The organism is Dickeya parazeae Ech586, assembly GCF_000025065.1.
GTDB lineage: Bacteria > Pseudomonadota > Gammaproteobacteria > Enterobacterales > Enterobacteriaceae > Dickeya > Dickeya zeae.
In genome coordinates this window covers 1,994,122-2,018,626 of record NC_013592.1, presented here as the reverse complement: position 1 = coordinate 2,018,626, position 24,505 = coordinate 1,994,122, and the positions used below count along the sequence as shown (strand labels likewise).

Sequence of the window (24,505 nt, the reverse complement as noted above, 5' to 3'; positions counted from 1 at the left end):
GGAGCGACAGACTCATGGCACTGCCACGTAAACTTAAATATCTCAACCTGTTCAACAACGGTATGAGCTACATGGGCCAGGTGCATTCCGTCACCCTGCCGAAACTGACCCGCAAACTGGAAAACTACCGTGGCGGCGGTATGCAAGGTTCCGCGCCGGTGGATTTCGGTCTGGACAACGACGCCCTGGTGATGGAATGGAACATGGGCGGTCTGCCGGACAGCGCCTTCTGGAGCCAGTACTCTCTGCCGGGTGCCGACGCCGTTCCGCTGCGTTTCGCCGGTTCTTACCAGCGTGACGACACCGGTGACATCACCGCTGTTGAAATTGTACTGCGCGGCCGCCACAAGTCGATTGACAGTGGCGAATCCAAGCAAGGCGAAGAAACCGATGTCCGTGTTTCCACCCAGTGTACCTACTACAAACTGATCATTGACGGCGTCGACATGATTGAAATCGACACCATCAACATGATCGAAAAAGTCAACGGCGTTGACCGTCTGGAACAGCACCGCCGCAATATCGGTCTGTAATGACCGCTTCATGGCCAGCTACGGCTGGCCATTCTTATTGATAAAACGGGAGTCTTTATTATGACGGCTGAAAACACTGTACAACACCACGTGATTACCCTGAACGCCCCGATTAAACGCGGCGATACACAGATCGACGCGATTACGCTGCTCACGCCAACGGCAGGTACGTTGCGTGGCATCGGGCTGGCGGCACTGGCGAGCGCCGATGTGGAAGCGTTGATTAAACTGCTGCCTCGCATCACCTACCCGGCCTTGACCGAGGCGGACGTGATGGGGCTGGAACTGCCTGATCTGCTCGAATTCGCCGGTAAGGTGATCAGTTTTTTATCACCGGGCTCGGTACGCTAACGCCCCCACCGAGCCTCACGGTTGACGATCTGATGGCGGATATTGCGGTGGTGTTCCACTGGCCGCCATCAGAACTTTTCCCCATGAGCCTGGCAGAGTTGATTAACTGGCGTGGCCGGGCGCTACAACGAAGTGGACAAGACTATGCCTAAGCAAAAGACGGTGCCTAAGCCATCAACTTCCCCAGGTTCGGGGTCTGCGGCAACACCGCGCAACAACGCTCCGGACAACAGCATTTTCTCACCGCTGCGAGACAATGTGTATCTGAATAAAATCAACAGCGTATTGCTGGATTTCTTGAGCAAAGCCGGTCAGCTCGCCAACAGCGGTACATCAATCGCGGCCGGTGCGCAGAAAAGCACTCGCTCTGGCGGAAAAAAAGGCGGCAGGGCTTCTGCCGCCGCACAACTGGGGATGTTGGGTAATCTCGCCAGGCGGTTCGATGCCATCACCGCGGCGCTGAACCCAACGTATGCGGCATTGAAAAATGCCCATCATTTGTCACAAGCCGGCAATAGTGGCCTCTCTCGCTCAGGTCAGAACCCGAGTACGGGCGTGACGCAATCGCTTATTGCCCAGGCCAGTGACGGTGTCAACAGCATCTATTTATCCGCCACTGCCGCCATGCAGGCACAACAACATATCGCCGGTCTGGTGCCTTTTGCCAGACTGGCTTCCGCCTCTCTGCCAGGTAATGTCACGTCATTGCTGAACGCGCAACAAGGCCTCAATCTGCCGACCAACCTCCTGGCGCAGATGGGTACTGGCGCAACATCGCAGAGCGGCGCCGAAGGACTGAACGCCCTCACCGGCACCGCCCAGGAGTCATTCATCGGTACGGAAGAGACCAGCATGATGATATCCGCCTTAAGTAATGCGGATCTGAATGACGGTGATGGCAGCCCGGCGCTTCAGGGCGGGCTTGATAATCTGCAGGCGCTCTCAGGGCCCGCGATGCAATTGCTCAACCAGCCGGGTCTGATGAACCAAAGCAACGTGGAAAACCACGCCAGTTTGCAGTCCGACATGACGAACGGCCATTACAACGCGCTCTCGCCAAATTCATCACAACGTTATTTTGACCAGCGCGTGGTCAATAACATCACTATTACCGTACCCGAAAACAGTAACCTCGACGTGATTAAGCAATACATCGAAGAGGCACTGAGAAAATACAGCCCGAATAGCAGCGCCTATTCCTACAACTCAATGACCTCTAACCTTATTTCATGAGGATAATATGATGATGCTTGCACTGGGTTTATTTGTATTTCAACTGCAAACACTGCCGTACAGTACCCTCAGTCGTAATGTTAATTATCGCTGGGCTAGCAATGGCCGTATCGGCCTGCGCCCTGCGCAACAGTTTTTGGGGCAAGGTAACGAAACCATTAGTCTTAATGGCGTACTGTGCCCTGAAATTAACGGCAAGTTCAGCAAACTCTCGTTGTCGGCGCTGGAACTGATGGCCGGGACAGGACGTGCCTGGCCGCTGATCGAGGGCAGCGGCACCATTTACGGCATGTATGTCGTTGAAAGTTTGCAGCACACCAATACGGAATTCTTCTCCGACGGCAGCGCCAAACGTATCGAATTCTCGATTAACCTGACGCGTGTCGATGAATCGCTGATAGCCATGTTTGGCGACCTTAGCCAACAGGCTACCGATTTATACAACCAGCAAATCACACCGGCCATCGCGTCCGCCAAAGCCGCTATCGGAGGTGTCTTCTCGTGATAGTAAATAACCGCATTGGTATTGCCGACCAGCTTGCGCCGGACTATCAGATAACGCTGACGGATTCATCCGGTAATACCCAGACGACCCGCAACCTCAGCCAGCGGCTCATTTCGCTGTCACTGCACGATGTGATGGGGTTCGAATCCGACCAGCTATCGCTGGATATCGACGACAGCGACGGCAAAGTGCTGATGCCCAAACGCGGAGAGAAAATCAGCGTTAAAATCGGCTGGAAGGGTAAAGCACTGGAGGACAAAGGCACCTTTGTGGTTGACCAGGTCAGTCACAGCGGAGCACCGGACAGAATTACCCTCAGCGCCCGTAGCGTTAATTTTCGTGGCGACCTCAACACGCCGCGTGATGGTTCCTATAACGCGACCACGCTGGGCGATATCGCCCGGACGATTGCGGAACGCTACAGCCTGATGGCATCAATCGATACCTCGCTGGCTAATACGGCAATCGTGCACGAAAACCAATCCAAAGAGTCCGATTTGTCGTTCCTCTGCCGTCTGGCCAGAAAATACAGCGGCACAGTGGCGATAAAAAACGACACATTGCGACTCTTTGTCGCAGGCAGCGGTACGGCAGCAGATGGCAAAAATGTCGCGACTTATCTGATCGAACGCAGTGACGGCGACTCTCACAGTTTTACGATCGCCGATCGCATTGCCAATACCGCGATCACCGCCAACTGGCATGATAGCCGCGACGCAAAAACACATACTGTGAAGATTAGCCGTCAGCGTAAAACACAGACCACGGCGTCGACGTCGCACCCCAGCGCCAAATCGGCTACCCAGCCCTCCGATCTGTCGACTGACGATTATCTGGCCGGGGAAGAAGACAGCCAGCAAACGCTACAAACCACCTACTCCAGCCAGGATGAAGCCACGCAGGCCGCGGTGAGTAAATGGCGTGAAACCCAGCGTGGCACGGTAACGTTCTCGATTTCGCTGGCACGCGGCATGGAGAACCTGAAGCCTGGCGCACTGGTAAATCTGAAAGGGTTCAAGCAAGTGATCGACGATCGTCAGTGGACTATCAAGCGCCTGACGCACACTATCGCCGGTAGTGGCTTTACCACGGCGATTGAGTTGGAAGTGTCGATGTTGGATGTCGCTTACGACATTAGTTACAGCGTTGCTGATAACGCCATGGCGCAATGAATCACTTTTCGAATTTAAAGTTTGCAAATTCGAATTTAATAACATACTATGTGTGTAAGATGTTTAACTAACCCGTACACATAAGGTGATTTCAAAATGATGCATTGTCCTTTGTGCCGTCATTCCGCTCATGCCCGCTCCAGTCGCTACCTGTCTGAAAATACCAAGGAGCGTTACCACCAGTGCACCAACGTCAACTGCGGTCACACGTTCGTGACGATGGAAGCCATTACCCGCTCCATCATGGTACCTGGCAAGACTGAACCGGTTGACGGCGAACGCAAGTAACCCGTTATTCCTCACTCCCTCCGTGTTTCCTTACTTTTCTGACCGTCTTTCCCCGCCGCCCGGCGGGGTTTTTTATAAGCAATAATACACAACGCGTGTTTTTTCTGGCCTTATTCGTCAACCATCGGCAAAACGTATTATTGACGCAGACCGCCATCGGCTCGTAGTATCAAACCGCTTTTACTGATTTTCAGTCACTTGCTGCGACGATGTCTCACGGCCTGCCGGGCCATCAACGCCGCAAGGGATGAATCCTGCCGTGACGATGGTGCACCTTCCTTTTTCACCATCAAAAATCAGACGCTGACACCGCTTTGAACAACACGGGAGCAGGAAGGCGTCATGGCAATGCGCCCATGTTTTCCTGCTCCACAGCAGGGAGAATACCCATGATGGACGCCACCCTGGCCTACCGCGCCAGTCTGTTACATTTTGTCGATGACCCACTGCACCACCCCGACGCCACGCGCTTTATCGAAGACGGCGTGTTATTGGTGCGTAACGGCCGAATTCAGGACGCCGTGCCGTATGACTGCCTTACCGAGGCTGATCGTCAGGCTATGACGGTCATTGATTATCGCGGTCAATTACTGATGCCGGGGTTTATCGACACCCACATTCATTTCCCCCAGACGGAAATGATCGCCAGTTATGGTGAGCAACTGCTGTCCTGGCTTAATACCTACACCTTCCCTACCGAGTGCAAGTTCGCTGATGAGAATTACGCCCGGGAACGCGCGGTATTCTTTATTCAGGAGCTGTTACGGCACGGCACCACCAGCGCGCTGGTATTTGCGACCGTCCATCCCCAGTCGGTTGATGCGCTGTTTAGCGCCGCCGAAGACAAAAACATGTGCCTGATTGCCGGCAAAGTCATGATGGACCGCCATGCGCCGGACGAGCTGTGTGACACCGCCCGGCAGAGCTATGACGAGAGCAAGGCACTGATCGAAAAATGGCACCACCGAGGGCGATTGCGCTATGCGGTCACGCCGCGCTTTGCGGCCACCTCCACCCCGGAACAACTGGCACTGGCTGGCCAATTATTGCAGGAGTACCCCGATGTGTATTTGCACACCCATCTGTGCGAAAACACGGACGAAATCGCCTGGGTCAAGTCGCTGTTCCCCGAACAGCAGCATTACCTCGATGTGTACCACCACCACGGGTTAACCGGGCCCCGCTCGGTGTTTGCCCATGCCATTCACCTGCACCCGGATGAAATCCACACGCTGGTGCGTAGTCAGTCCGCCGTGGCGTTTTGTCCCAGTTCCAATCTGTTTTTAGGCAGCGGCTTATTCCGGCTGCATCCGTTAAAAGCCGCCGGGGTTCGTGTGGGCATCGGCACTGATGTTGGTGCGGGAACCAGCCTGTCGTTACTGCAAACCCTCAGCGACGGTTATAAAGTGCAGCAATTACAAGGCGAAAAACTCTCGGCGCGCGAAGGTTTCTATCAGGCCACGCTGGGGAGTGCCACCGCGCTGTCGCTCGATGACAGACTGGGTAATTTTCTGCCGGGCAAAGACGCCGACTTTGTGGTGCTGAACTGGGCTGCGACACCACTGCAACAACTACGCCAACAACAAGCCACCTCGCTAGACTCACGGCTGTTCGCCCTGATGATGCAAGGTGATGACCGAAACATCAGCGCGACTTATGTTCACGGTCAATGCGTCTATCGGCAAGGCCAATAAACCACGAACCTGTCTGTGACAAAACGGACCGGATTTCACTCCATAGGGTGACACATCGCACATTTCCCTAAAAAAAGTCATGTTGTGGTGTGTCCCTACCGATAACTATTCTTGAATCATACCGGAAAAGCGCTCAGGCCAATTGTGGGATGGCGACATCCGCTGCACTCTGCCCTTCGCAGAGCTGACAGCCATTATCATCAGGCATTATAAGGTTTCGTCATGACGTCCCCATGCCATCGTTGTAGCGAAGAACAGCAAGACATTCTCGCGCGCATGCTGAATATTTTCGACACCCAGCCTGCTGATGAACTCCCACGTCTGGCACGCATCACCCGTACCTTTTTCCAGGTGCAGAGCGTGGTGATTTCGCTGGTTAACAGCGAACGCCAGTGGTTTCTGACAAAAGAGAACTTTCCGCGTCAGGAACCGGCTATCGAGTTTTCCTTCTGCGCTCATACCGTCAGTGCCAACGCACCGCTGATCGTTCCTGACACCCTGTTGGATTCACGCTTTGTGAATAATCCGCTGGTCACCGGCGCGGATCCGATTCGTTTTCACGCCAGTTACCCACTGCTCTCCTCACTCGGTAAGCCACTGGGCGCGCTGTGCCTGTATCACCACCAGCCACGCACCTTTAGCGACGAGGAACTGCAGCAGTTGAGCGATTTGGCCTGCATTGTACAAACCGTGTTGCATAAAGCCGAAATGCAGGCACGCGAAGCGATAGCGCAGGAAAGGTTGCATCATGCCGATTACATTAACCAGCAGATGTTTTCCAGCGCGGCCATTGGTCTGGCGCTGGTAGCCCCAGATAAACGGCCGATAAAATTCAATCCCGCGTTTTGCGACATGCTCGGCTACGACGAGCAAACGTTACTGACGCTGCCGGTAGAGAACGTCGTCCACCCAGAGGACTTACCCGCGCTGATCGCAGACCACGAACTGCTGATGAATCACGACGTGCGGGAAAGTACGCAGCAACGCCGCTACATTCGCGCAGACGGTAGCGAACTGTGGGCGCAGGTCTCGATTTCGGTACTCAGCAATCCAGACGGCAGCAAATTCGGGCTATTACTGGCGCTGACCGACCTTAGCGCGCAGAAGGCTTCGGAACAGCGACTACGCGACCTGAGTCAGGAGCTGGAAAACCGGGTAGAACAGCGCACCGCCGAACTGTACCAAAGCCATCAATTCATTCAGGACATTACTGACCATATCCCGGCGATGATTTCCTGCATCAGTCCGGATAACGTACTGGTTTTCGCCAACCGCCACCTGCGCAGGCTAATCGGTCATGAGCATGACACCTTGTATCAGCGCAATATCCACGACATATTTCGCCCTCAGGAACTGGCGTTGCTGTTGCCGCGCCTGGAGGAATCGCGCCAGAAACAACACCCAGCGTCTTTTGAGCATGAGCTGGACATGCCTGATGGTCAACGCATCACGTTGCATACCGAACTGGTGCCCGCTGAATCGCCGCAGCTCGGCACCTATATCCTCTCCACCGATATCACCTACCTGACGGTGTTGCGCGACCGGCTGGCGTTTGAGGCCAATCACGACCACCTGACCGGCCTGCCTAACCGCCGCGCCGTCATCAGTTACCTGCAACGGCTGGCGAGCAAAAAACGGCGTGGGGCGCTGGCGTTGTTATTTTTTGATATCAATAAATTCAAACACTATAACGACCAGTTCGGACATGATTTTGGCGATCGGGTCATCAAAACCTTTGCCCGTCTGCTACGTCAGAATACCCGCTCTTACGATTTCATCGGACGGCTGGCGGGGGATGAATTTCTGATGGTTATTCATGAACAGCAGAATCTGGCCAGCGAAATTCGCATCATCACGCAAAAACTGAAAGCGAAGATTGAAAAACCGGTCACCATTCGTCACCAGACGATTACGCTCTCTGCCAGCGTAGGGCATGCCATTTTGCAAGAGGACGCGCCGCTTAACGCCAATGAACTGATCCGCAAAGCGGATAGCGCCATGTATCGGGCGAAACGCCGTTATGCGCCCCCGGCATAATGACCCTACCATTTTAGCCTGATGACGATTTACCTCGTCATCACTTACTTTGCCATTACCAGATTTGCCATAATCAGCAACCCCATTTGCCAGCATGCGAATAACGAAAAACTATAAAAATAATATTGTCCGGACGATCATACTGCTTATTCCGCTGGAATAACGACAAGCTGTGTCATAAGTATTTCCTGTGATGATAATCACGTTTTTTTTAAAGTTCTCACTTTTGATTGCCGATGGCTTTTTTACCGACGTCATTATTCCATCACCGAGAGCAAACCATGTTCAGAAATATAAAAATTGTCACCGGACTTTTTTCATTACTACTGGCATTAAGTCTATTGCAGTTGGTCAGTTACGGTTTTTTCTTTGGCGCCATGAAGAGTGATCGCAATAACTTCGTCGTCGCACAAACCCTGCGTAAACAGAGCAGCGAGTTGAATGCATCCTGGATAGCCCTGATCCAGACACGCAATACCATGAACCGCGCCATCGCGCGGATGATTATGGAAACCAACAACATCCCCAGCGCCGGAAAATCGGCCGAGCTGATTGATGTCGCCAATCAGTCGCTGGCTCAGGCAGACAAACATTTCGCCGCCTACGCTCAAATTCCATTACTGTCGGTACAGGACGCCGCGCTGGCGAAAGACATCGACACCCATTATCAGGCACTGCGTCGCGTATTACAGCAAATCGTCGATTTGATTAAAACGCAGGATGTCAAAACCATTCAGGCACTGCCGACACAAAAAATGCAGGACGCCTTCCAGAATTCCTTTGATGCCTATTTCCGTCAAAACGATGCCTTGAATGACAGCGCGGTGAGCGATAGCAACCAAAATTATGACTACAGTATCATCGTGATAGCCGTTTGTGTGTTGATCCTGCTTTTCGCCACCAGCAGTGCCTGGGTCTATATTCGCCGCGTCCTGTTGCAGCCATTACGCCGGGTAATAACGCACCTGCACCACATCGCCACCGGTGACCTGACACAGTCGCTGCACATTGAAGCGAAAAATGAAATTGGCCAGTTGGCACAGAGTGTTCGCCATATGCAGCAGTCGCTGACTGATACCGTCGGGAAAGTGCGTACCAGCGCAGATGAAATCTATCGCAGCGCCAGTGAAATTGCTGGCGGGAATAGCGATCTGTCATCACGCACCGAGCAACAGTCAGCATCACTGGTAGAAACCGCTGCCAGCATGGAGCAGTTGACCGCAACCGTCAAACAGAACGCCGACAACGCCCGTCATGCCTCTCAGCTGGCGCGTGACGCGTCTGATACCGCTCACAAAGGGTTGCAGGTGGTGGATAACGTGGTCAGCACGATGAAACAAATCAGTGGCAGTTCGCAGAAGATCAGTGATATTACCGGGCTTATCGACAGCATCGCCTTTCAGACCAATATTCTGGCGCTCAACGCCGCGGTAGAAGCCGCGCGTGCGGGGGAACAGGGTCGCGGCTTTGCCGTGGTAGCCGGTGAAGTGCGGAATCTGGCAAAGCGCAGCGCCGAAGCGGCCCACGAAATCAAAGGGCTCATCGAGGACTCCGTTAATCGGGTACACGAAGGCTCGGTGCTGGTAACGTCCGCCGGGGAAACCATGGGAGATCTGGTGAAAGCTGTTTCACGCGTCACCGATATCATGGGGGAAATCTCGAGTGCATCGGAAGAGCAAAGCCGTGGCATCGATCAGGTCAGTCAGGCCGTCAGCGAGATGGATCGCGTCACACAGCAGAACGCGGTACTGGTAGAACAATCCGCTAATGCGGCCGTATCGCTGGAAGAGCAAAGCGACCACCTTAACCATGCGGTGTCGCTGTTCCGGCTTCATGCAACGCCCTCCCAGGACAGCGGAAGAAACCGTCCCGTCATCGGCACATCCGCTAAACCCTCGTCGTTAACACTTCCCGGCAAAGCCGCCACCGCCGGTGCCTACCACGATACCGGCAACTGGGAGACATTCTGACCTGCCTTATCACGTTACACCGTTTTCCTGAGCTTTCGTGATAACGAATAAAACCCGTTGATGCGAAACCAAGGATACGATGAAAAACGGCCTGCATACCGGATATTGTCAGATGAGGCAGGCCGTTTTCATAAGAACGACGATTTACTGAGCCAGCGTGAACATCAGGGTGCCGTATCCTAGGTGGTCGTATCCTCCACTGTTCGGCCCATAGTTGCCGCCACCACCTTCAGCGCGCACTTTTTCGGCAAACGCTTTGGTATAAGGCGCATCCAGTTTTTTCAGCACCACATAGTGGTTATAAAGCAGTTCCCAGATAGGCCGCAATGTACCGCGCCCGCCCGCGGCGATCTCCGTTTGGGTAACATCGCTGTTCGTGTAGGGGGTGTAAGGCACGTCCTGACCCAAATTATAAGCGGCAACGTACTCTACGCCTTTCAGCAGCCGGTTATCATCGTAACCGAACAGATCATCGCCCTGATTCCAGGCCATTTGCGCCAGCGATCCCGCCAATCCCACCGCCAGCGTGGCATGGCCCTGATCGCGGCCACTTTCCTGCATCTGCCCCATGTTAACCTGCGGATACAGCATCCAGACCAGATGATTAATGGCGCCATTGCCGCTGCCTGTTTTGAAATAATTGATGGCTTCGCTGTAGATATCACGATTATCGGCAAGCACCCCGATGGCCAGAACCGTGTTCAACTGCGCCAGATCCCAATTCGACCAATAATGATCGATACGGGCATTGTTATGTCGAACCAGAAAATCGTGACAGAGCGGATAGAACACATTCAACATCATGGCCTTAAAACGACTAAAATCAGCCTGTTTCCAGCCTGGATAATCACGCATCAGTTCAGCCGCATTCGCCAGCTCATAACCGTAAATCCCGGCGGCCAGATAGCGATCACTGGTGCCACGAATATCCTTCAACACGGACGACCAGGCATTCAGAATGTCTATCGCTTTGTCGGCATAGGCGCTATCACCGCTCAATTTCCAGCGCAACGCCAGCGAGTAGGCCGCTGCAGCATCGTTATACAACCGCCCGTAATTCTCCGCCCCTTCGCTGTTTGCGCCACGGTAGACAATCTCAACCGGATTAGCCTTCCAGTTCAGAGATGCATGATTATTGCTGATAAGTTTATTCCAACCACTTTTCCAGGGTTCTGCATCATTTGCCAGTTGCGTTTTGATGCGATCGAAGTCCGCCTGAGTATGCAGCAGGCCGGGATGAGCGAACGTCGTTACCGCCTGCACCGACATAACACTCGACATGAGCAACAGCGCCAACAGGTAACGAAGAGGCCGGGTTATCCGGTTACACCGCCAACACAATGAGCACGAGAAATGATGCAGAGAGATGAACAGCATAGTGAGATCCTTCTAATTTGCTGAGTAATTTTGCTGAGTAATAACGTCTGTGCCGGATAAGTCGACTTGGCCTTGACTTGCAGTCAGACGCGCCAGCCATCATAGACATATCCTGTAGCGGTATCTCTTAATTCTTCGTGACAACACGGCAGTCGGTCATACCATTGAACCACTTACGCCAGCGCTGATTAGCACGCGTAAATACGCCAAGACCAGACCGAAATGATAGCGCTTTTCTTTTTTTGCTATCACAACCTTTTACTATCTCAACACCGTTGATAACCGTTACCCCACTTTATTTTTCATCACAACCTTGCGATAGCGCATCATTATTTCCGGCGAAAAATGAAATTTGCCAGACAAATGCTAAATTTAAAATGATATCGGATCAGATCTCATGTACATGCCTGTTATTGTTAGGTTACATAATCGTTAACCACGTTTGCGATTGGCTGTTTATACACAGAGAGGGGCATATATCGTCAGCTTTTCATTAAAAAGCGAACTATAGGTAAAAAAATCACAGATTACGCTACGGGTATCCAAATAACGTAATAGCGGGGCGTCAGCATTGATACGCACGACGCCCTTCGAACAGGAATACGTCAGGGAAGACGGGATAATAAAACCAGCGCACCTGCACGCTGAAGCATCGCGGCTATACACTTTTCAATGCGACAGACCCTGAAGTCCAAACTAAAAATAATTTTCACGAGGACCTGAAATGCGCAACAACCAGCCAGTCACACAAAGGGAATATGTTTTTGACAAGGATGCCACGCTCATGTCGGTCACCGACGTGAATAGCCATATTGTTTATGCCAACGATGCGTTTATTGAGGTCAGTGGTTTTGAGCCTGATGAAATTGATGGGCAACCGCATAATTTCGTTCGTCACCCGGATATGCCGGTCGAAGCCTTTCGCGACATGTGGCAAACACTCAAGCAGCAAGAACCCTGGACAGCACTGGTCAAGAACCGCCGCAAAAACGGCGATCACTACTGGGTACGTGCCAACGCCGTTCCGATTGTGCGCCAGGGACGCACGACCGGATATATGTCCGTGCGCACCCAACCTTCCCGTCAGGATGTGGACGCGGCGGAAAAACTGTATCAAACCATGCGCAGCGATCAGGGTAAGAACCTGAAATTACACAAAGGGGTACTGTTTAGCACTGGCATAACCGGGCTGTTTTCACGTCTGAAGTTGATATCAATGCGCTGGCGCTTGCGCGGGCTTATCACACTGACGGCGTTGATAAGCTACATCGTGTTCTGGTCAATGCATGGCCAATTCGATACCGATTTTTATATCACCAGTACCTTTATGACCGGCATGATGCTGCTGCTGGACGGCTTACTGGAGTGGCAGTTAATCAAACCGATTGAAATGGTCAAACAACAGGCGCTGGATATCGCCACCGGCAACGTCACCACCCTCGATTATGGTAGTCGTGGCGATGAAATTGGCACCATCCAGCGTGCTATCGGACAACTGGGGTTGATGTTTCGCTGGCTGGTGGATGACATCAGCACGCAGGTACTGAACATCCGTTCCGCCAGCGACGAGCTGGCCCACGGCAGTGAAGACATGAGTGACCACGCCGAACGTACCGCAGCGAATGTGCAGCAAACCGCCGCCGCCATGAACGAGATCAATACCACGGTGCAGACCAACACCACGACCACCAGCGAAGCCAGTCAGCAGGCCTCCACCGCCTGTGATGCGGCCATCAGCGGCGGTCGGGTCATCGGCGAAATGGAAAAGACCATGGACAGCATTGTCGCCAGTTCGGAGAAAATCGCCGGTATTACCTCCATCATCGATAACATCGCCTTCCAGACCAATATTCTGGCATTGAACGCTGCGGTGGAAGCCGCGCGCGCTGGCGAACAAGGGAAAGGGTTTGCCGTGGTAGCTGGTGAAGTGCGCAATCTGGCACAGCGCAGCGCCAGTGCAGCCAATGAAATTAAGCAGTTGATCGAATCCAGCGTGGCACAGGTTCGCACCGGCTCCACCCATGTGCGGGACGCAGGCAACAGTACACAGAACATCGTCACCCGGGTAAATAGCGTCAGCCAGTTGATTGCGCATATTGCGGATTCGACCAAAGAACAAACGGTTGGGTTGTCTGAAATCGGCCGTGCGGTGGAAGAATTGGAACAGATTACCCAGAAAAATGCGGCTCAGGTCAACGCCTGCGCACAGGCGTCTGATCAGTTAAAACAGCAGGCTCGCCGACTGGAACAGGCGTTACACGTATTCCGGTAACGCATCTCAACCGTTCCTGGCTCTATGACACGACGCCCTGATGATAACCTCAGGGCGTTTTTTCAGGTGCCGTTCTGGAAACTCCCCACGCCGGACAGACGTGGAGATCGATGCGTAACGGGTTACTGTGCTCGCGACTTGTTGTTTTCACGCCAGCGCGCCACCTGCTCTTTTGTCACATCGTCTTTATAACAGGCAGGTGCCGCACCGCCTTTGCGACTCCAGGCGCTACGCCCACCACAGCGACTGCCATTACTGGCCGAATTATACGGACAGGCACAATTCCCCGCATAACTGGCAATAGATTCCTCAATAATAATTTGCTTGATCTCATTATCGCTCAGGCGGGTATTTTTCGCGTCTGCCGTCGCAGCCAATAAAACACATGACGCACACAATAAGTGGAGGAGATATTTTTTCACGATACGTTCCTTACCCAGAATCTGTTTTTACCCAAGATGATGTTTTTTGCCCCAGGACAATGTTTCTTACCCAAGACAATGTTTTTTACCCAGGAAATATGTCTTATCCAGAAAATATGTCTTACTCAGAAAACGTTATTCCCCGCACCGTCACGTTACCAAATACTCTATCGGCACACCGTATCCTGCAGCGACACCAGCGGCTAAACGCCTTGCAAAGCGCGCCTTCGCGCCGGGTTATCGACAACCTGACACCGCATGGGGTGAAGAACGATTTTTATTGATGATTAACATCACTCGCATGGAGTCTCGAATAAAATTCGAAGTAGTAAGCATAGAACGATTATTCGGATAACGCCGAAAAAATGACTATTTTTATTCCCCAGAATATCGATTCATCTTTACTTTCCGCCGATGGTATTCACCATAGGTATATGTTTATTTCCCGCCACAGGATTTCTCGGCTCGTTGAACACAATACAGCGTCAGCTCACCGCCAAATACCGCACCAGTATCGATATAGTGGATATTCCCGAACGTCAGCGGCTTTCGCAACGGCGTGTGACCAAACAGAAAAGCGTCTGCGCCGACAATAGGCCCGCCGATCCCCGCCATCGCCTGGCTGAGCCGTTGCCGATTCCATAACACCTGCGCCCAGGGCAGCGGCTGATCAAACTGGTAGCCGTCGGCCGGATAATCGGCATGCGCCACCACCGTACGCTGGGTTGCGGTCTCGATGTCGATGACATAAGGCAATTGCGCCGCCTGTGACAACCCGTGGCGAGCCAGCCCCTGTTGTTGTTCCTCGAGCCTGAAAAACCAGTCGCCGCCATTGGCCCGCCACAACGCAATACGACTGGCATCGTTTAACGCATCCAACGCCATCTGCTCATGATTACCCCGCACGGCGCGACACCACGGCTGTTGCAACAAATCAAGACAAGCCAGATTTTGGGGCCCGCGATCGATGACATCACCGACGGACACCAGCAGATCGCAACTGGTGTCAAACCCGGCCTGCTCCAGTGCCACCATCAACAGCGGATAGCAACCGTGCAGGTCGCCAACAACAAAGATATGTCGCCAGTCGACGCCGGTAATGCGCTGATAGGCTGGCGGTGGTTGAACATTGATCATGATACCTGCCCCCCCTGCCGCCCGCATGCAGCCAAGAGACCTCCCGTTGAGGTATAGTCCGTACAATTATAGTCCGTACAATGTGCGGTGATAATGATGCGGCAATGCAGTTTTCCACAGCTGATGTGAGTGAGTATGTCCGAAATAATGTCCGAGAAAGTGTCCGGGAACCTGTCCCAGCGTTTTCGTTTTGCCATCGCACTGCTGCTAACCGGCATTCTGTCTGGTCTTGGCGGTATGTTACTGGCGCTGTTGCTCCACACCATCCAACACCTGGCCTATGGTTACAGTGTGGACCATATCATCAGCGAGGAGAGTTTTTTACAGGGTGTCAGTGCGGCAGAACCCACCCGCCGGTTTTTTGCCTTGCTGGCGGGCGGACTGGTAGCTGGGTTCGGCTGGTATGCGCTCTACCGTTATGGTCGTCGGCTGGTCAACATCAACGCGGCATTACAGGCCGATAAACCTGACATGCCGGTAAAAGAAACCATCATCCATACCTTATTACAGATTACGACCGTCGCACTCGGCTCGCCGCTGGGCCGGGAAGTGGCACCGCGTGAGCTGGGGGCGTTGGCCGCTACCCATCTCTCGCGGGCATTACGCATGACCCCGGAAGATACCCGGTTGCTGATTGCCTGCGGTGCCGGTGGCGGTCTGGCGGCGGTGTATAACGTTCCGTTAAGCGGTGCGCTGTTTGTCGTGGAAGTTCTGCTGGCGCGCGTTCAGCTCAAAACCTGTCTGGCTGCTTTTTTCACCAGTGCGACAGCCGCCCTGATAGCCCGTGTCGCGTTGGGTGATGAATACCAGTACCACCTGACAATGCCGCTGACGGTATCCAGCGACCTGACCGTCTGGGCGCTGATCTGTGGGCCGATATTTGGGGTCGCCGCCTATGGGTTTACCCGCCTCACCCGCCATGCCCGACAGCATTCGCCGCGAGACGCCTGGCTGATTATCACTAACCTGCTCAACTTCGCGTTGCTGGGGGTCTTGGTGATCATGCTGCCGCAACTGGCTGGCAACGGCAAAGGACCGGCAGAGCTGAGCTTCACTAGCCAGCTGTCAGTATCGATGGCGTTACTGCTATTAGGGTGCAAGGTGTTAGTGCAATGGGGCAGTCTGCGCGCTGGCGCGCAAGGTGGCCTGCTGACACCGGGGCTGGCAAACGGCGCGTTACTGGCGGTGGCGATGGGCGGTATCTGGTCGTGGTTCTTTCCAGATAATCAGCCGGGTGCCTATGCCGTCATTGGTGCCGCCGCGTTTCTGGCGACCTCCATGAAAATGCCGATCACCAGTCTGGTGCTGATTATGGAACTGACTCATGTCAGTGATGATTTCTTTGCGCCCATGGCGCTGTGTATTACCGGCGCGGTCAGTACCAGCATGCTGATTGAGAACCTGACGGCAGATAAAAAATAACGCTGGATACCCCATCGCCGATGGGGAAACGAGCGGGCAGAACAGCCATCATCATTCTGATGGCACTGTTTTCGCCTTGCTGATTTCATCGAAATAGAGCATGGAATTGGTCATGCTCTGGCGGGCATTCACCAGCGTACTGCGTACCGCAACCAGACGCCGACCCTGCAACATAAGCACGAACGGCGAGTCATCCCTGACCGCTCGTTGCAATTGCTGGTAGATATCACGCCGCACCACGGGGTCGAACTGTGCAGCTGCCGCTCGGGTCATCTGGCTAAGTTCCGGGGCCGACCACCCCAACCGCCCGGCCAACGTACCGGGCTGGCTAAGCGCGAACGCGCTGGCATTACTGTTGGGGTCAACATAGTCTGGCCCCCAGTAGGTAAATACCGCCTCAAAGCGACCGCTACGCATACGCGTCCACAGTTCGCTTTCTGCCACCATCTGTACATCAATACGAATATCGGCGCGGGCGAAACTGTCCTGCAACACCTGCGCCACCTCCACATACGGTGGTTGATTCGCCACCAGCAAGGTAAACCGGCTGCCCGCCGCTATTCCGGCATCGCGCAATATCTGGCGCGCTTTCGCCACATCGAGCCGGAACGGCTCTTCCTGCAGTGCGGCATCAAAGCTCTGCGGCAAAAAATTCTGATGCACGTTGAACTGTTTTTTCAATAATTGCTGCGCAATGCTCTGGTAGTCAACCAGCCAGCGCGCCGCCTGCCAAAAAGCGGGTTGCCCGAGAAACGACGCCGTCTTGCTGCGCGTATTAAAACCCAGATAATAGATTTTGGTGCCTGAGGTCATTTGCACCGTCACGCCGGGGTGACTTTCCAAAGCGCTGAATTGATCGGCCCCCAGATCGTACGCGACATCAGCGTCACCTTGCAGCAGCAACAGGCGCCGCACACTCGGGTCAGCCACGTCTTTCAAAATCACCCGCGTTAATATCGGTGGGCGACGGGCGTAGGGGTTACTCTCCAGCAACAGAGCCTGCTGCGGCAAATAGTGTCGAATGTGATAACTGCCGCTGCCCGCCGAATGCGTCTTCAGCCACTTGTTGCCAAAATCACCGTTGTCACTGTGTTTTTCCACCACTTTACTGTCGACAATCAGCGCAACGCTGGCCGACAACAGCCGCAACACCAGTTCGCCGCCAATATTACGGGTCCAGCGTATTTCCAGGTGCTGATCGTCGATTTTGCGAAATTGCGCCTCGATATTGCCCGGTTCCCACCCCAGTTCATTAAGAATAAACGCCGGTGTTTTATTCAGCTTCACCGCCCGGGTCAGTGAGTAAATCACATCATCAGCCTGTACCGGGTTACCGGAAGCAAACACCGCACCGGGGTCAAGGGTAAACGTCAGGCTTCGCCCGTCCGGGCCGGGATGCCAGTCGAGTGCTAACGCCGGTTTCAGTTGGGTGGGATTATCACGACTGCTGGTAACCAGCCCTTGATACAGTGAGGTAAGACAGCTGCTGCTGACGGTTTCAAAACTTTCCGCGGGATCAAAACTGATAATACTGTTCAGGGAAATCGCGACGACCAGCGTATCGTCCGGTGTCAATGCTCTCGCTGGCAGGCTGAATATCAGCGTCAGTAAAACGGCAAACCATGCCTTCATCGTTTCGTCCTCAGTATCGCGGCATCCATGTGGTCAGAAGGATGATGGTCAGTGGGATTGTATTAAGTGGGATTGTGTTCAGTGAGATTGTAGCCTGCCGTCCTGCATCCACAACACGCGTTCGCACATATGTTCCATCACATTGCAGTCATTACTAACCAGGATCATGGTCAGGTCTCCGCTCTCTCGCAAGCGCGTAAGGACATTGAACACCCGCGCCTGGCCGAGCATGTCCAGCGCTGAGGTGGCATCATCGAGCAACAACAGGCGCGGTCGCATCAGTAACGTGCGCAATAACGCCATCAGTTGGCGCTGTCCGCCAGATAACTGATGCGGGTAATTATCCAACAGATAGCAGTGCAGACCCAGTTGCCCCATCCCTTGAGCCAGTCGCTCGTCAACATCGGCTATGCCCATCAGCCGCAACGGATCGCTCAGGGTTTTACGCAGAGTATGACGTGGATGCAACGACGCGTAGGGATCCTGGAAGACCATCTGTACCTGTCGCCGCAATTCCGGCCCGAATGATTGACCGGGATGTATCGGCTGCCCAAGCAATGTCATCGTTCCTGACCTGTGGGGGTTCAGCCCGGCCAGCGCCCACAATAGCGAGGACTTGCCGCTGCCGGATGGCCCGGCCAACCCGAAACACTCGCCCTGCACCACCGTGAAACTGACGTTATGCACAACGTCATGGCGCTGATACCCCTGCCAGTGCGCTACACTCACGTGTTCAACTACCACGGCCATCGGTTCGTGCATCATGCCGTCCCTTCCGGCTCGTCCGGCATCATCGGCAATATCTGTCCGTGCGTGTGTTTACCCGGCTGGGAATGCCATAGCATCCGGGTGTAGGGGTGTGTCGCATTCGGTAGCTGAGAGGCAGCCAGCGTATCCACCAAATGGCCCTGGCGCATCACCAGTATGTGAGAACAGTGGTGAACAACCAGCGGTAAATCATGGCTAATCAACAGTAGCCCCATGTGATGCTCAGTGAGCAGGTGGTCGAGTAACGACAGCACCTGCACCCGGGTTTCCCTGTCCAGCGCAAAGGTGCGTTCGTCGATAATCAACAGGTCCGGCTGGGTAATCATCGCCATGGCCAGCATCACCCGCTGTGCCATCCCGCCGGAAATCTGGTGAGGATAACAGGCCAACACCCCACCGGACTCCGCCAGGCCAACAGCGTTAAGGCTCTCCAGCACGCGCTCTTGTCTTTCCTGGCGCGGCAAGCGAGTATGCAGCCGCAGCGGCTCCTCCATTTGCCAGCCTATCGTGCGCATCGGATTTAATGCCTGTTTCGGCTCCTGCATCACCATCGCCACACGTCTGCCACGCCATTGCCGCCACTGCGTCGAACTAAATCGCAACAGATCCTGCCCGGCCAGCTCAAGTCGCTCCGCCCGCATCTGACATTCATACGGCAACAACCCCATCAGCGCCCAGGCTAATAACGATTTCCCCGCGCCAGACTCGCCCACCAGCGCCACCCGTTCTCGCCGCATACTAAATGACAACGGGTGCACCAGCACGTGCGGCTGGCCGTTACGACGCCAGATCGACAGGTTTTCAACCTCCAGCAAGCAGGAGTCAGTATTTGCCATAACGAGGGTCCAGTCTGTCGCGCAGTGCGTTGCCCAGTAAATTAAAGGTCAGGCTGGTAAGGAAAATCGCTAACCCCGGCATAGTGGCGACCCACCACTGTTCCAGCATCACATTACTGCCTTCCGCTACCATCGCACCCCATTCTGCCATCGGCGGCGGTGCCCCCAGCCCCAAAAAGCCCAGGCCAGCAGCGGCCAAAATCATATTGCCCGGCGTCATCGCCGCACGGGCCAGCGCACCGGGCAAACACAATGGCAGCACATGGCCGTACATCAGTCGCCATCCGTTAATGCCTTGCATACGGGCCGCCAGCAGAAACTCACTGTTACGCAGCGCCATCGTTTCAGCCCGCGCCTGTCGGGCAAACTGCGGCCAGGCGCTTAACGCCAGCGCCAGTGCGCCATGCAGTAATCCTGGGCCCAGCACCGCGACCAGCGACAGCGCAATCACCAGCCCCGGCAGTGCCAGCATGATATCGGTTAATCGCATCAACACCCGGTCTATCCAACCGCCCAGATAACCTGCGCCCACCCCCACGAGCAACCCGACGGGAATCGTGATGATGAGAATGAGCGCCACCATGATCAATACGGGACGGGTACCATAAATCACCCGTGATAACAGATCACGACCAAAACCGTCGGTCCCCAGCCAATGTTCCGGGCCCGGCGGTTGCAATCGCTGTATGACATTGTGGGTATAGGGATCAAACGGCGCCAGCCAGGGGGCGAAAAGCGCCACCAGCGTGAGCAACGTCAGCATAAAAAAACACACATTAATACTGTTGAGCACAACGCGCCGGCGCGCTGACTGACGGTTAACCGGGAACAGGAATGTCCACCTCATCGTGTGCGGGGGTCCAGCAAAAAGATCAGCGCATCCGCCAGTGCATTGAGCAGGATGAAACAGACCCCAATCAACAGCGTCGCCCCCAGTACCGCCGGAATGTCGGCGGCAAACAGCGCCGTCGTCAGGTAACGCCCTACGCCGGGCCAGGAGAATACCGTTTCAACCAGAATCGCCCCTTCCAGCAAGCTGGCGTAAGACAGCATCAATACCGTCACCATGACCGTCTGAATATTGGGCAGGATATGGAAAAGCAGGATCCGCCACCGACTGGCACCCATCGCACGGGCCAGCGTGACGTATTCTTTGCCACTCTCTTCCAGCAGTGCTGTGCGCAACATCCGCGCGATGCTGGCCATTGATACAAATCCCAGTACGCAGGCGGGCAGCCACAGGTGCGCCAGCGCATTGCGAAGCATTATGAGATCGTTATTCCAGTTGCCAAACAGCACAAATCCGCTCGGTAATTCTGCCGAATACTGATAAATGTCATCGACTCGTCCCGGACCGGCAGACCAGTGCAACACCGAGTAAAACAGCAGCAGGCTCAGTAACCCAATCCAGAATACCGGTACGGAATAGCCCAGCAACGCAACCCCGCGTACCAGATAGTCCAGCACGCCGCCGGGTTTCAGCGCCGATAACAGTGCCAGCGTGATCCCTCCGCCAAACCCGAGCACGATAGCACAGGTCGCCAGTTCAAAGGTCGCGGGAAAGGTACGCAGTAAATCGTCCAGCACCGGTTGTGAGGTGGTACGCGATACGCCGAAATCGCCCTGCATCAGCGCGCAAAGGTAATCCCAGAATTGCAGCCACAATGGTTTGTCGAGCCCCAGTTGCTGGCGCACCTGGCTATAAGTGGCATCACTGGCATGCTCTCCCGTCACGGGCAACACCTGATCGACCGATGCCAAATGGGTTAACAGGAAGGTAAAAAACAACAGGCCCAGGAGCGTCAGGCATAGTGAAAGGAAACCACCCAGCACCTTACCGGGACGCGCCGCAGTTCCCCATATCTGTTGATAAAATGAACTCATTGACGGTGGCCTTGTTACCGGTCTGACAATCCCGGTCGTGACACGTTGCCAGCATGGTATCATCACTGCCGCCGGACCGGTATAGACAACCGCCGCCTCAGTGTCTGCTTACCCTACTGGCTAACACCGTCAACGTGTCGCCAGGACACCGCCAGTGTCAATCAGTCAAATGCCAATCAGCACGGGGCTTCCTGAGCCGGGCCGATGGAGAGGTTTTGTTGCAGCTCACGCACCCGCTGCGCCAGCGCGCTCAGGCTTTCGTCCTCCATGCCGTAATGATTTAGCTCTTGTTCCAGCGCGAACAGATACTGGGCATTGGTACCGAGCGGCCCGCTGGCACTGGCAATCAACGGCGCAATGCTCTGAATACAGGTATCCGCTTCCAGCAACGGATGTTCCGGGTTGGTGACAAACACCAGCGCGGTAATCGGCTCGCCGTTCTGGCACCATAACTCGCACCACAATGGCCGGTAACAGCCGGTCAGCATTTCACGCTTCCACAGCAGTTCCAGTTCGTCACGCAGCGTTGTTTCAGGCAACCGATAGGCCAGTCCGGTCGTTTCGCCTCCCGGTTTCAACCCCAGCATACGGCCGGGCTGACTGTGCGTACCGCGGCCCGCGGTAAGACGCAAACAAAAGGTACGATGCCAGCCGTGAAGCGTTGCCACACAGACTTCTTCGGCATCAAACACCGGGTTCCACATCAACGAGCCATAACCAAACACCCAGACAGGACTTTGATCGGGGCGGGATGCCAACGTACACGCCAGAGAAGCCTCTCGCTGCTGAGGCGTTAGCAGCAATGATTCATCAATTTTTCCAAACGAGGTTTTACAATCCGCTTTCTGTAAAAAATCACGCGTCAACACTACCTACTGCCCTCACTAAAACGATTTTACTGCGCGGCGGCATCGCCTTGTCTATTCCGGTCGATCATATTCTGGCCGATCATCAACCCTATAATCAACGCAGGTATTGCTTATTTCTACGGCAAAATATCGTTAATCTTTACCAGAATTATCATAAAGCCGATGAGCCATTAAGAACGGTAAGAAAATGCAATGGCAACAAGGTGGAATAGCCACGCCTTAGGCGATATCTCGCCTGACCACTGCAGCATTCAGTGCCGCCGTCTCAGGAATGACCGGCGAAATTTCTCCAGAAATAGATGCCGGGCCTGCCACCTCAAACACAGCCTGCCGATTCATGAACAAATGGCGGTCACACCTTAGTTATCCTTGATTAGTCCTGGAAATGACTATGTATAGAAAGATAAAGTGCGTTATTCTTTGGTAAAGATAGTAAACAAAATAAACAAACTCCTTTATTATTAGTGATATAAATATCAAATAATAAAAACCTCGATTCGCTTTCATTTTTTGAAGCTACTGCACTCTTTCAGCAATAATTTGATGCCAACATTATCGGCACGGCAGAGAAAACATTCAGGTAAGCCCCGCCGACGATGGCCCGTGCCAGCCATACTTTGTCGGCAGCGATAAATGCCCGGATACCACCTCAGTATGGATTCCCGAGCGCATCGTTTTTTAAGCAGATTGCATGCGGGGAAACGTGTTTTCACGACATGTATTATCACGATGTCACGATGACATGTATTGTCGCGATATGTTGCTTTCACCACATTCTGTTTGCAGACGATATCTGTTTTTAGGCGGTATCTGTTTTTAAGCGGTATATAAGGAGACCCGATCATGCCGACATCCACTGACGCGGTGAAAACCCGTCATCACGAATATACCTTGATCTTCCCCCTGCTGGCGCTGCTGGTGCTTATGCTCTGGGGTGATAGTCGCAGCCTGCCCGCCATGGTCGGCATCAATCTGCTGGCGTTGGTAGGGATCCTCGCCAGCGCATTTAGCGTCGTGCGTCATGCGGATGTGCTGGCGCACCGGCTGGGAGAGCCCTACGGGTCGCTTATCCTCAGCCTGTCGGTCGTCATTCTTGAAGTCAGCCTGATTTCAGCGCTGATGGCGACCGGTGATGCGGGTCCGACGCTGATGCGCGATACCCTCTACTCCATCATTATGATCGTCAGCGGCGGTTTGGTTGGTTTCGCCCTGTTGCTGGGCGGGCGAAAATTTGCCACGCAGTACGTTAATCTGGGCGGCATCAAGCAATACCTGATGGCCATCTTCCCGTTGGCGGTGCTGGTGTTGGTGTTCCCGGCCGCCTTGCCGGACGGCAATTTTTCGGTGGCGCAATCCATTATTATCGCGCTGATTTCAGCCATGATGTACGGTGTCTTCCTGTTGATTCAGACCCGTACGCATCAAAGCCTGTTTGTTTATGAGCACGAAGACGAGGGCGATGACGGCGACCCACATCACGGCAAACCTTCCGCACACAGCTCTGCCTGGCATGCCGTCTGGCTGCTGGTCCACCTGGTGGCGGTCATTGCCGTTACCAAGATGGACTCCCCCCAACTGGAAGGCCTGCTGGACGCCATGAACGCCCCGTCCCAGTTCACCGGTTTTCTGGTCGCGCTGCTGATCCTCTCGCCAGAAGGTCTGGGGGCGATTACCGCCGTACTGCGTAATCAGGTGCAACGTGCGATGAACCTGTTCTTTGGTTCCGTGCTGGCAACCATTTCGCTGACGGTCCCTGCGGTGACGCTGATAGCCACCCTCACCGGTCGGACACTGCATTTCGCCCTCGACTTGCCCCACATCGTGGTGATGTTATCGGTACTGATCTTGTGCCAAATTTCGTTTTCTACCGGTCGCACCAATGTACTCAACGGTAGCGCTCATCTGGCGCTGTTCGTGGCGTACCTGATGACCGTCATGCTGTAAGCGCGCGCGTCTGTGCCGGTATCATCGCCTGATACCGGCGCAGGTTGTCAGGCAACAGTTCTGTTTTCCCCGAAAAAACCCTTTCTATTGATTTATCGCTGGATCTTCGCCAAAAAACAGGCGTATGGTATCGACTTTGGACTGTGTCCTACCGTGGTG

23 protein-coding genes are annotated in these 24,505 nt (G+C 54.2%); 14 read left to right on the top strand and 9 right to left on the bottom strand.

The window, feature by feature from the left end; translation table 11 throughout:
- Positions 1-14: 14 nt before the first annotated feature.
- From DD586_RS08850 to DD586_RS08810, 10 genes are all read left to right on the top strand, one after another.
- Positions 15-533: a phage major tail tube protein gene (locus tag DD586_RS08850; protein WP_012884464.1), complete on the top strand. Its 519-nt coding sequence runs from the start codon at positions 15-17 to the stop codon at positions 531-533.
- Positions 534-593: 60 nt separating this feature from the next.
- Complete coding sequence (locus DD586_RS08845; RefSeq protein ID WP_012884463.1) at positions 594-884, top strand: phage tail assembly protein; 291 nt, start codon at positions 594-596, stop codon at positions 882-884.
- 32 nt (positions 885-916) lie between these two features.
- Complete coding sequence (locus tag DD586_RS21345; protein WP_012769533.1) at positions 917-1,036, top strand: GpE family phage tail protein; 120 nt, start codon at positions 917-919, stop codon at positions 1,034-1,036.
- Positions 1,029-2,117, top strand: coding sequence for a hypothetical protein (locus tag DD586_RS08840; protein ID WP_012884462.1), 1,089 nt, complete (start codon positions 1,029-1,031; stop codon positions 2,115-2,117). Before DD586_RS21345 ends, DD586_RS08840 begins: the two co-directional genes overlap by 8 nt.
- A gap of 10 nt (positions 2,118-2,127) precedes the next feature.
- Positions 2,128-2,622 (top strand): phage tail protein, encoded by a 495-nt coding sequence (locus DD586_RS08835; protein ID WP_038927221.1) that lies wholly within the window; start codon positions 2,128-2,130, stop codon positions 2,620-2,622.
- A complete protein-coding gene (locus DD586_RS08830) occupies positions 2,619-3,794 on the top strand; it encodes a contractile injection system protein, VgrG/Pvc8 family (protein ID WP_012884461.1) in 1,176 nt (391 codons plus the stop codon). The genes DD586_RS08835 and DD586_RS08830 overlap by 4 nt, the downstream gene beginning before the upstream one ends.
- A 96-nt stretch (positions 3,795-3,890) precedes the next feature.
- Positions 3,891-4,082, top strand: coding sequence for an ogr/Delta-like zinc finger family protein (locus DD586_RS08825; RefSeq protein WP_012769529.1), 192 nt, complete (start codon positions 3,891-3,893; stop codon positions 4,080-4,082).
- A gap of 389 nt (positions 4,083-4,471) precedes the next feature.
- Positions 4,472-5,776 (top strand): guanine deaminase, encoded by a 1,305-nt coding sequence (gene guaD, locus DD586_RS08820; protein WP_012884460.1) that lies wholly within the window; start codon positions 4,472-4,474, stop codon positions 5,774-5,776.
- Between the two features lie 222 nt (positions 5,777-5,998).
- The gene (locus DD586_RS08815) at positions 5,999-7,813 is read left to right on the top strand and encodes a sensor domain-containing diguanylate cyclase (protein WP_012884459.1); all 1,815 of its coding nucleotides are present in this window, start codon (positions 5,999-6,001) and stop codon (positions 7,811-7,813) included.
- 281 nt (positions 7,814-8,094) lie between these two features.
- The gene (locus DD586_RS08810; RefSeq protein WP_012884458.1) at positions 8,095-9,783 is read left to right on the top strand and encodes a methyl-accepting chemotaxis protein; all 1,689 of its coding nucleotides are present in this window, start codon (positions 8,095-8,097) and stop codon (positions 9,781-9,783) included.
- A 144-nt stretch (positions 9,784-9,927) separates the two neighbouring features.
- On the opposite strand, the gene DD586_RS08805 is transcribed toward DD586_RS08810, so the two are convergent.
- Positions 9,928-11,160: an alginate lyase family protein gene (locus DD586_RS08805; protein ID WP_012884457.1), complete on the bottom strand. Its 1,233-nt coding sequence runs from the start codon at positions 11,158-11,160 to the stop codon at positions 9,928-9,930.
- Between the two features lie 724 nt (positions 11,161-11,884).
- Between DD586_RS08805 and DD586_RS08800 the strand changes: the two genes are divergently transcribed.
- Entirely contained in the window at positions 11,885-13,432 is a 1,548-nt protein-coding gene (locus tag DD586_RS08800; protein WP_012884456.1) for a methyl-accepting chemotaxis protein, read from the top strand.
- Between the two features lie 122 nt (positions 13,433-13,554).
- On the opposite strand, the gene DD586_RS08795 is transcribed toward DD586_RS08800, so the two are convergent.
- Positions 13,555-13,854 carry a hypothetical protein gene (locus tag DD586_RS08795; RefSeq protein ID WP_012884455.1) on the bottom strand — a complete coding sequence of 100 codons (300 nt, stop codon included), beginning with the start codon at positions 13,852-13,854 and terminating at the stop codon, positions 13,555-13,557.
- A 98-nt stretch (positions 13,855-13,952) separates the two neighbouring features.
- Here DD586_RS08795 and DD586_RS21980 point away from each other — a divergent pair, with 98 nt between their 5' ends.
- Complete coding sequence (locus DD586_RS21980; RefSeq protein WP_157668895.1) at positions 13,953-14,138, top strand: hypothetical protein; 186 nt, start codon at positions 13,953-13,955, stop codon at positions 14,136-14,138.
- 154 nt (positions 14,139-14,292) lie between these two features.
- Here the strand turns inward: DD586_RS21980 and DD586_RS08790 are convergent, their stop codons facing one another.
- Positions 14,293-14,991, bottom strand: a complete 699-nt coding sequence (locus tag DD586_RS08790) for a metallophosphoesterase (protein WP_041164384.1) — start codon at positions 14,989-14,991, stop codon at positions 14,293-14,295.
- Between the two features lie 135 nt (positions 14,992-15,126).
- On the opposite strand from DD586_RS08790, the gene DD586_RS08785 reads away from it, so the two are divergent.
- A complete protein-coding gene (locus DD586_RS08785; protein WP_012884453.1) occupies positions 15,127-16,413 on the top strand; it encodes a chloride channel protein in 1,287 nt (428 codons plus the stop codon).
- A gap of 51 nt (positions 16,414-16,464) precedes the next feature.
- On the opposite strand, the gene DD586_RS08780 is transcribed toward DD586_RS08785, so the two are convergent.
- The 6 genes from DD586_RS08780 to DD586_RS08755 all read right to left on the bottom strand — a co-directional run bounded on the left by DD586_RS08780 (position 16,465) and on the right by DD586_RS08755 (position 22,402).
- Positions 16,465-18,045 carry an ABC transporter substrate-binding protein gene (locus tag DD586_RS08780; protein ID WP_012884452.1) on the bottom strand — a complete coding sequence of 527 codons (1,581 nt, stop codon included), beginning with the start codon at positions 18,043-18,045 and terminating at the stop codon, positions 16,465-16,467.
- A gap of 78 nt (positions 18,046-18,123) precedes the next feature.
- Positions 18,124-18,807: an ABC transporter ATP-binding protein gene (locus tag DD586_RS08775; protein WP_080516766.1), complete on the bottom strand. Its 684-nt coding sequence runs from the start codon at positions 18,805-18,807 to the stop codon at positions 18,124-18,126.
- Positions 18,807-19,649: an ATP-binding cassette domain-containing protein gene (locus DD586_RS08770; protein WP_012884450.1), complete on the bottom strand. Its 843-nt coding sequence runs from the start codon at positions 19,647-19,649 to the stop codon at positions 18,807-18,809. Before DD586_RS08770 ends, DD586_RS08775 begins: the two co-directional genes overlap by 1 nt.
- Positions 19,636-20,496: an ABC transporter permease gene (locus DD586_RS08765; RefSeq protein WP_012884449.1), complete on the bottom strand. Its 861-nt coding sequence runs from the start codon at positions 20,494-20,496 to the stop codon at positions 19,636-19,638. Before DD586_RS08765 ends, DD586_RS08770 begins: the two co-directional genes overlap by 14 nt.
- Positions 20,493-21,533 carry an ABC transporter permease gene (locus DD586_RS08760; RefSeq protein WP_012884448.1) on the bottom strand — a complete coding sequence of 347 codons (1,041 nt, stop codon included), beginning with the start codon at positions 21,531-21,533 and terminating at the stop codon, positions 20,493-20,495. The genes DD586_RS08765 and DD586_RS08760 overlap by 4 nt, the downstream gene beginning before the upstream one ends.
- A gap of 176 nt (positions 21,534-21,709) precedes the next feature.
- Complete coding sequence (locus DD586_RS08755; protein ID WP_012884447.1) at positions 21,710-22,402, bottom strand: gamma-glutamylcyclotransferase; 693 nt, start codon at positions 22,400-22,402, stop codon at positions 21,710-21,712.
- 843 nt (positions 22,403-23,245) lie between these two features.
- Between DD586_RS08755 and chaA the strand changes: the two genes are divergently transcribed.
- Positions 23,246-24,346 (top strand): sodium-potassium/proton antiporter ChaA, encoded by a 1,101-nt coding sequence (gene chaA / locus DD586_RS08750; protein ID WP_012884446.1) that lies wholly within the window; start codon positions 23,246-23,248, stop codon positions 24,344-24,346.
- The last annotated feature ends 159 nt before the right edge of the window (positions 24,347-24,505 follow it).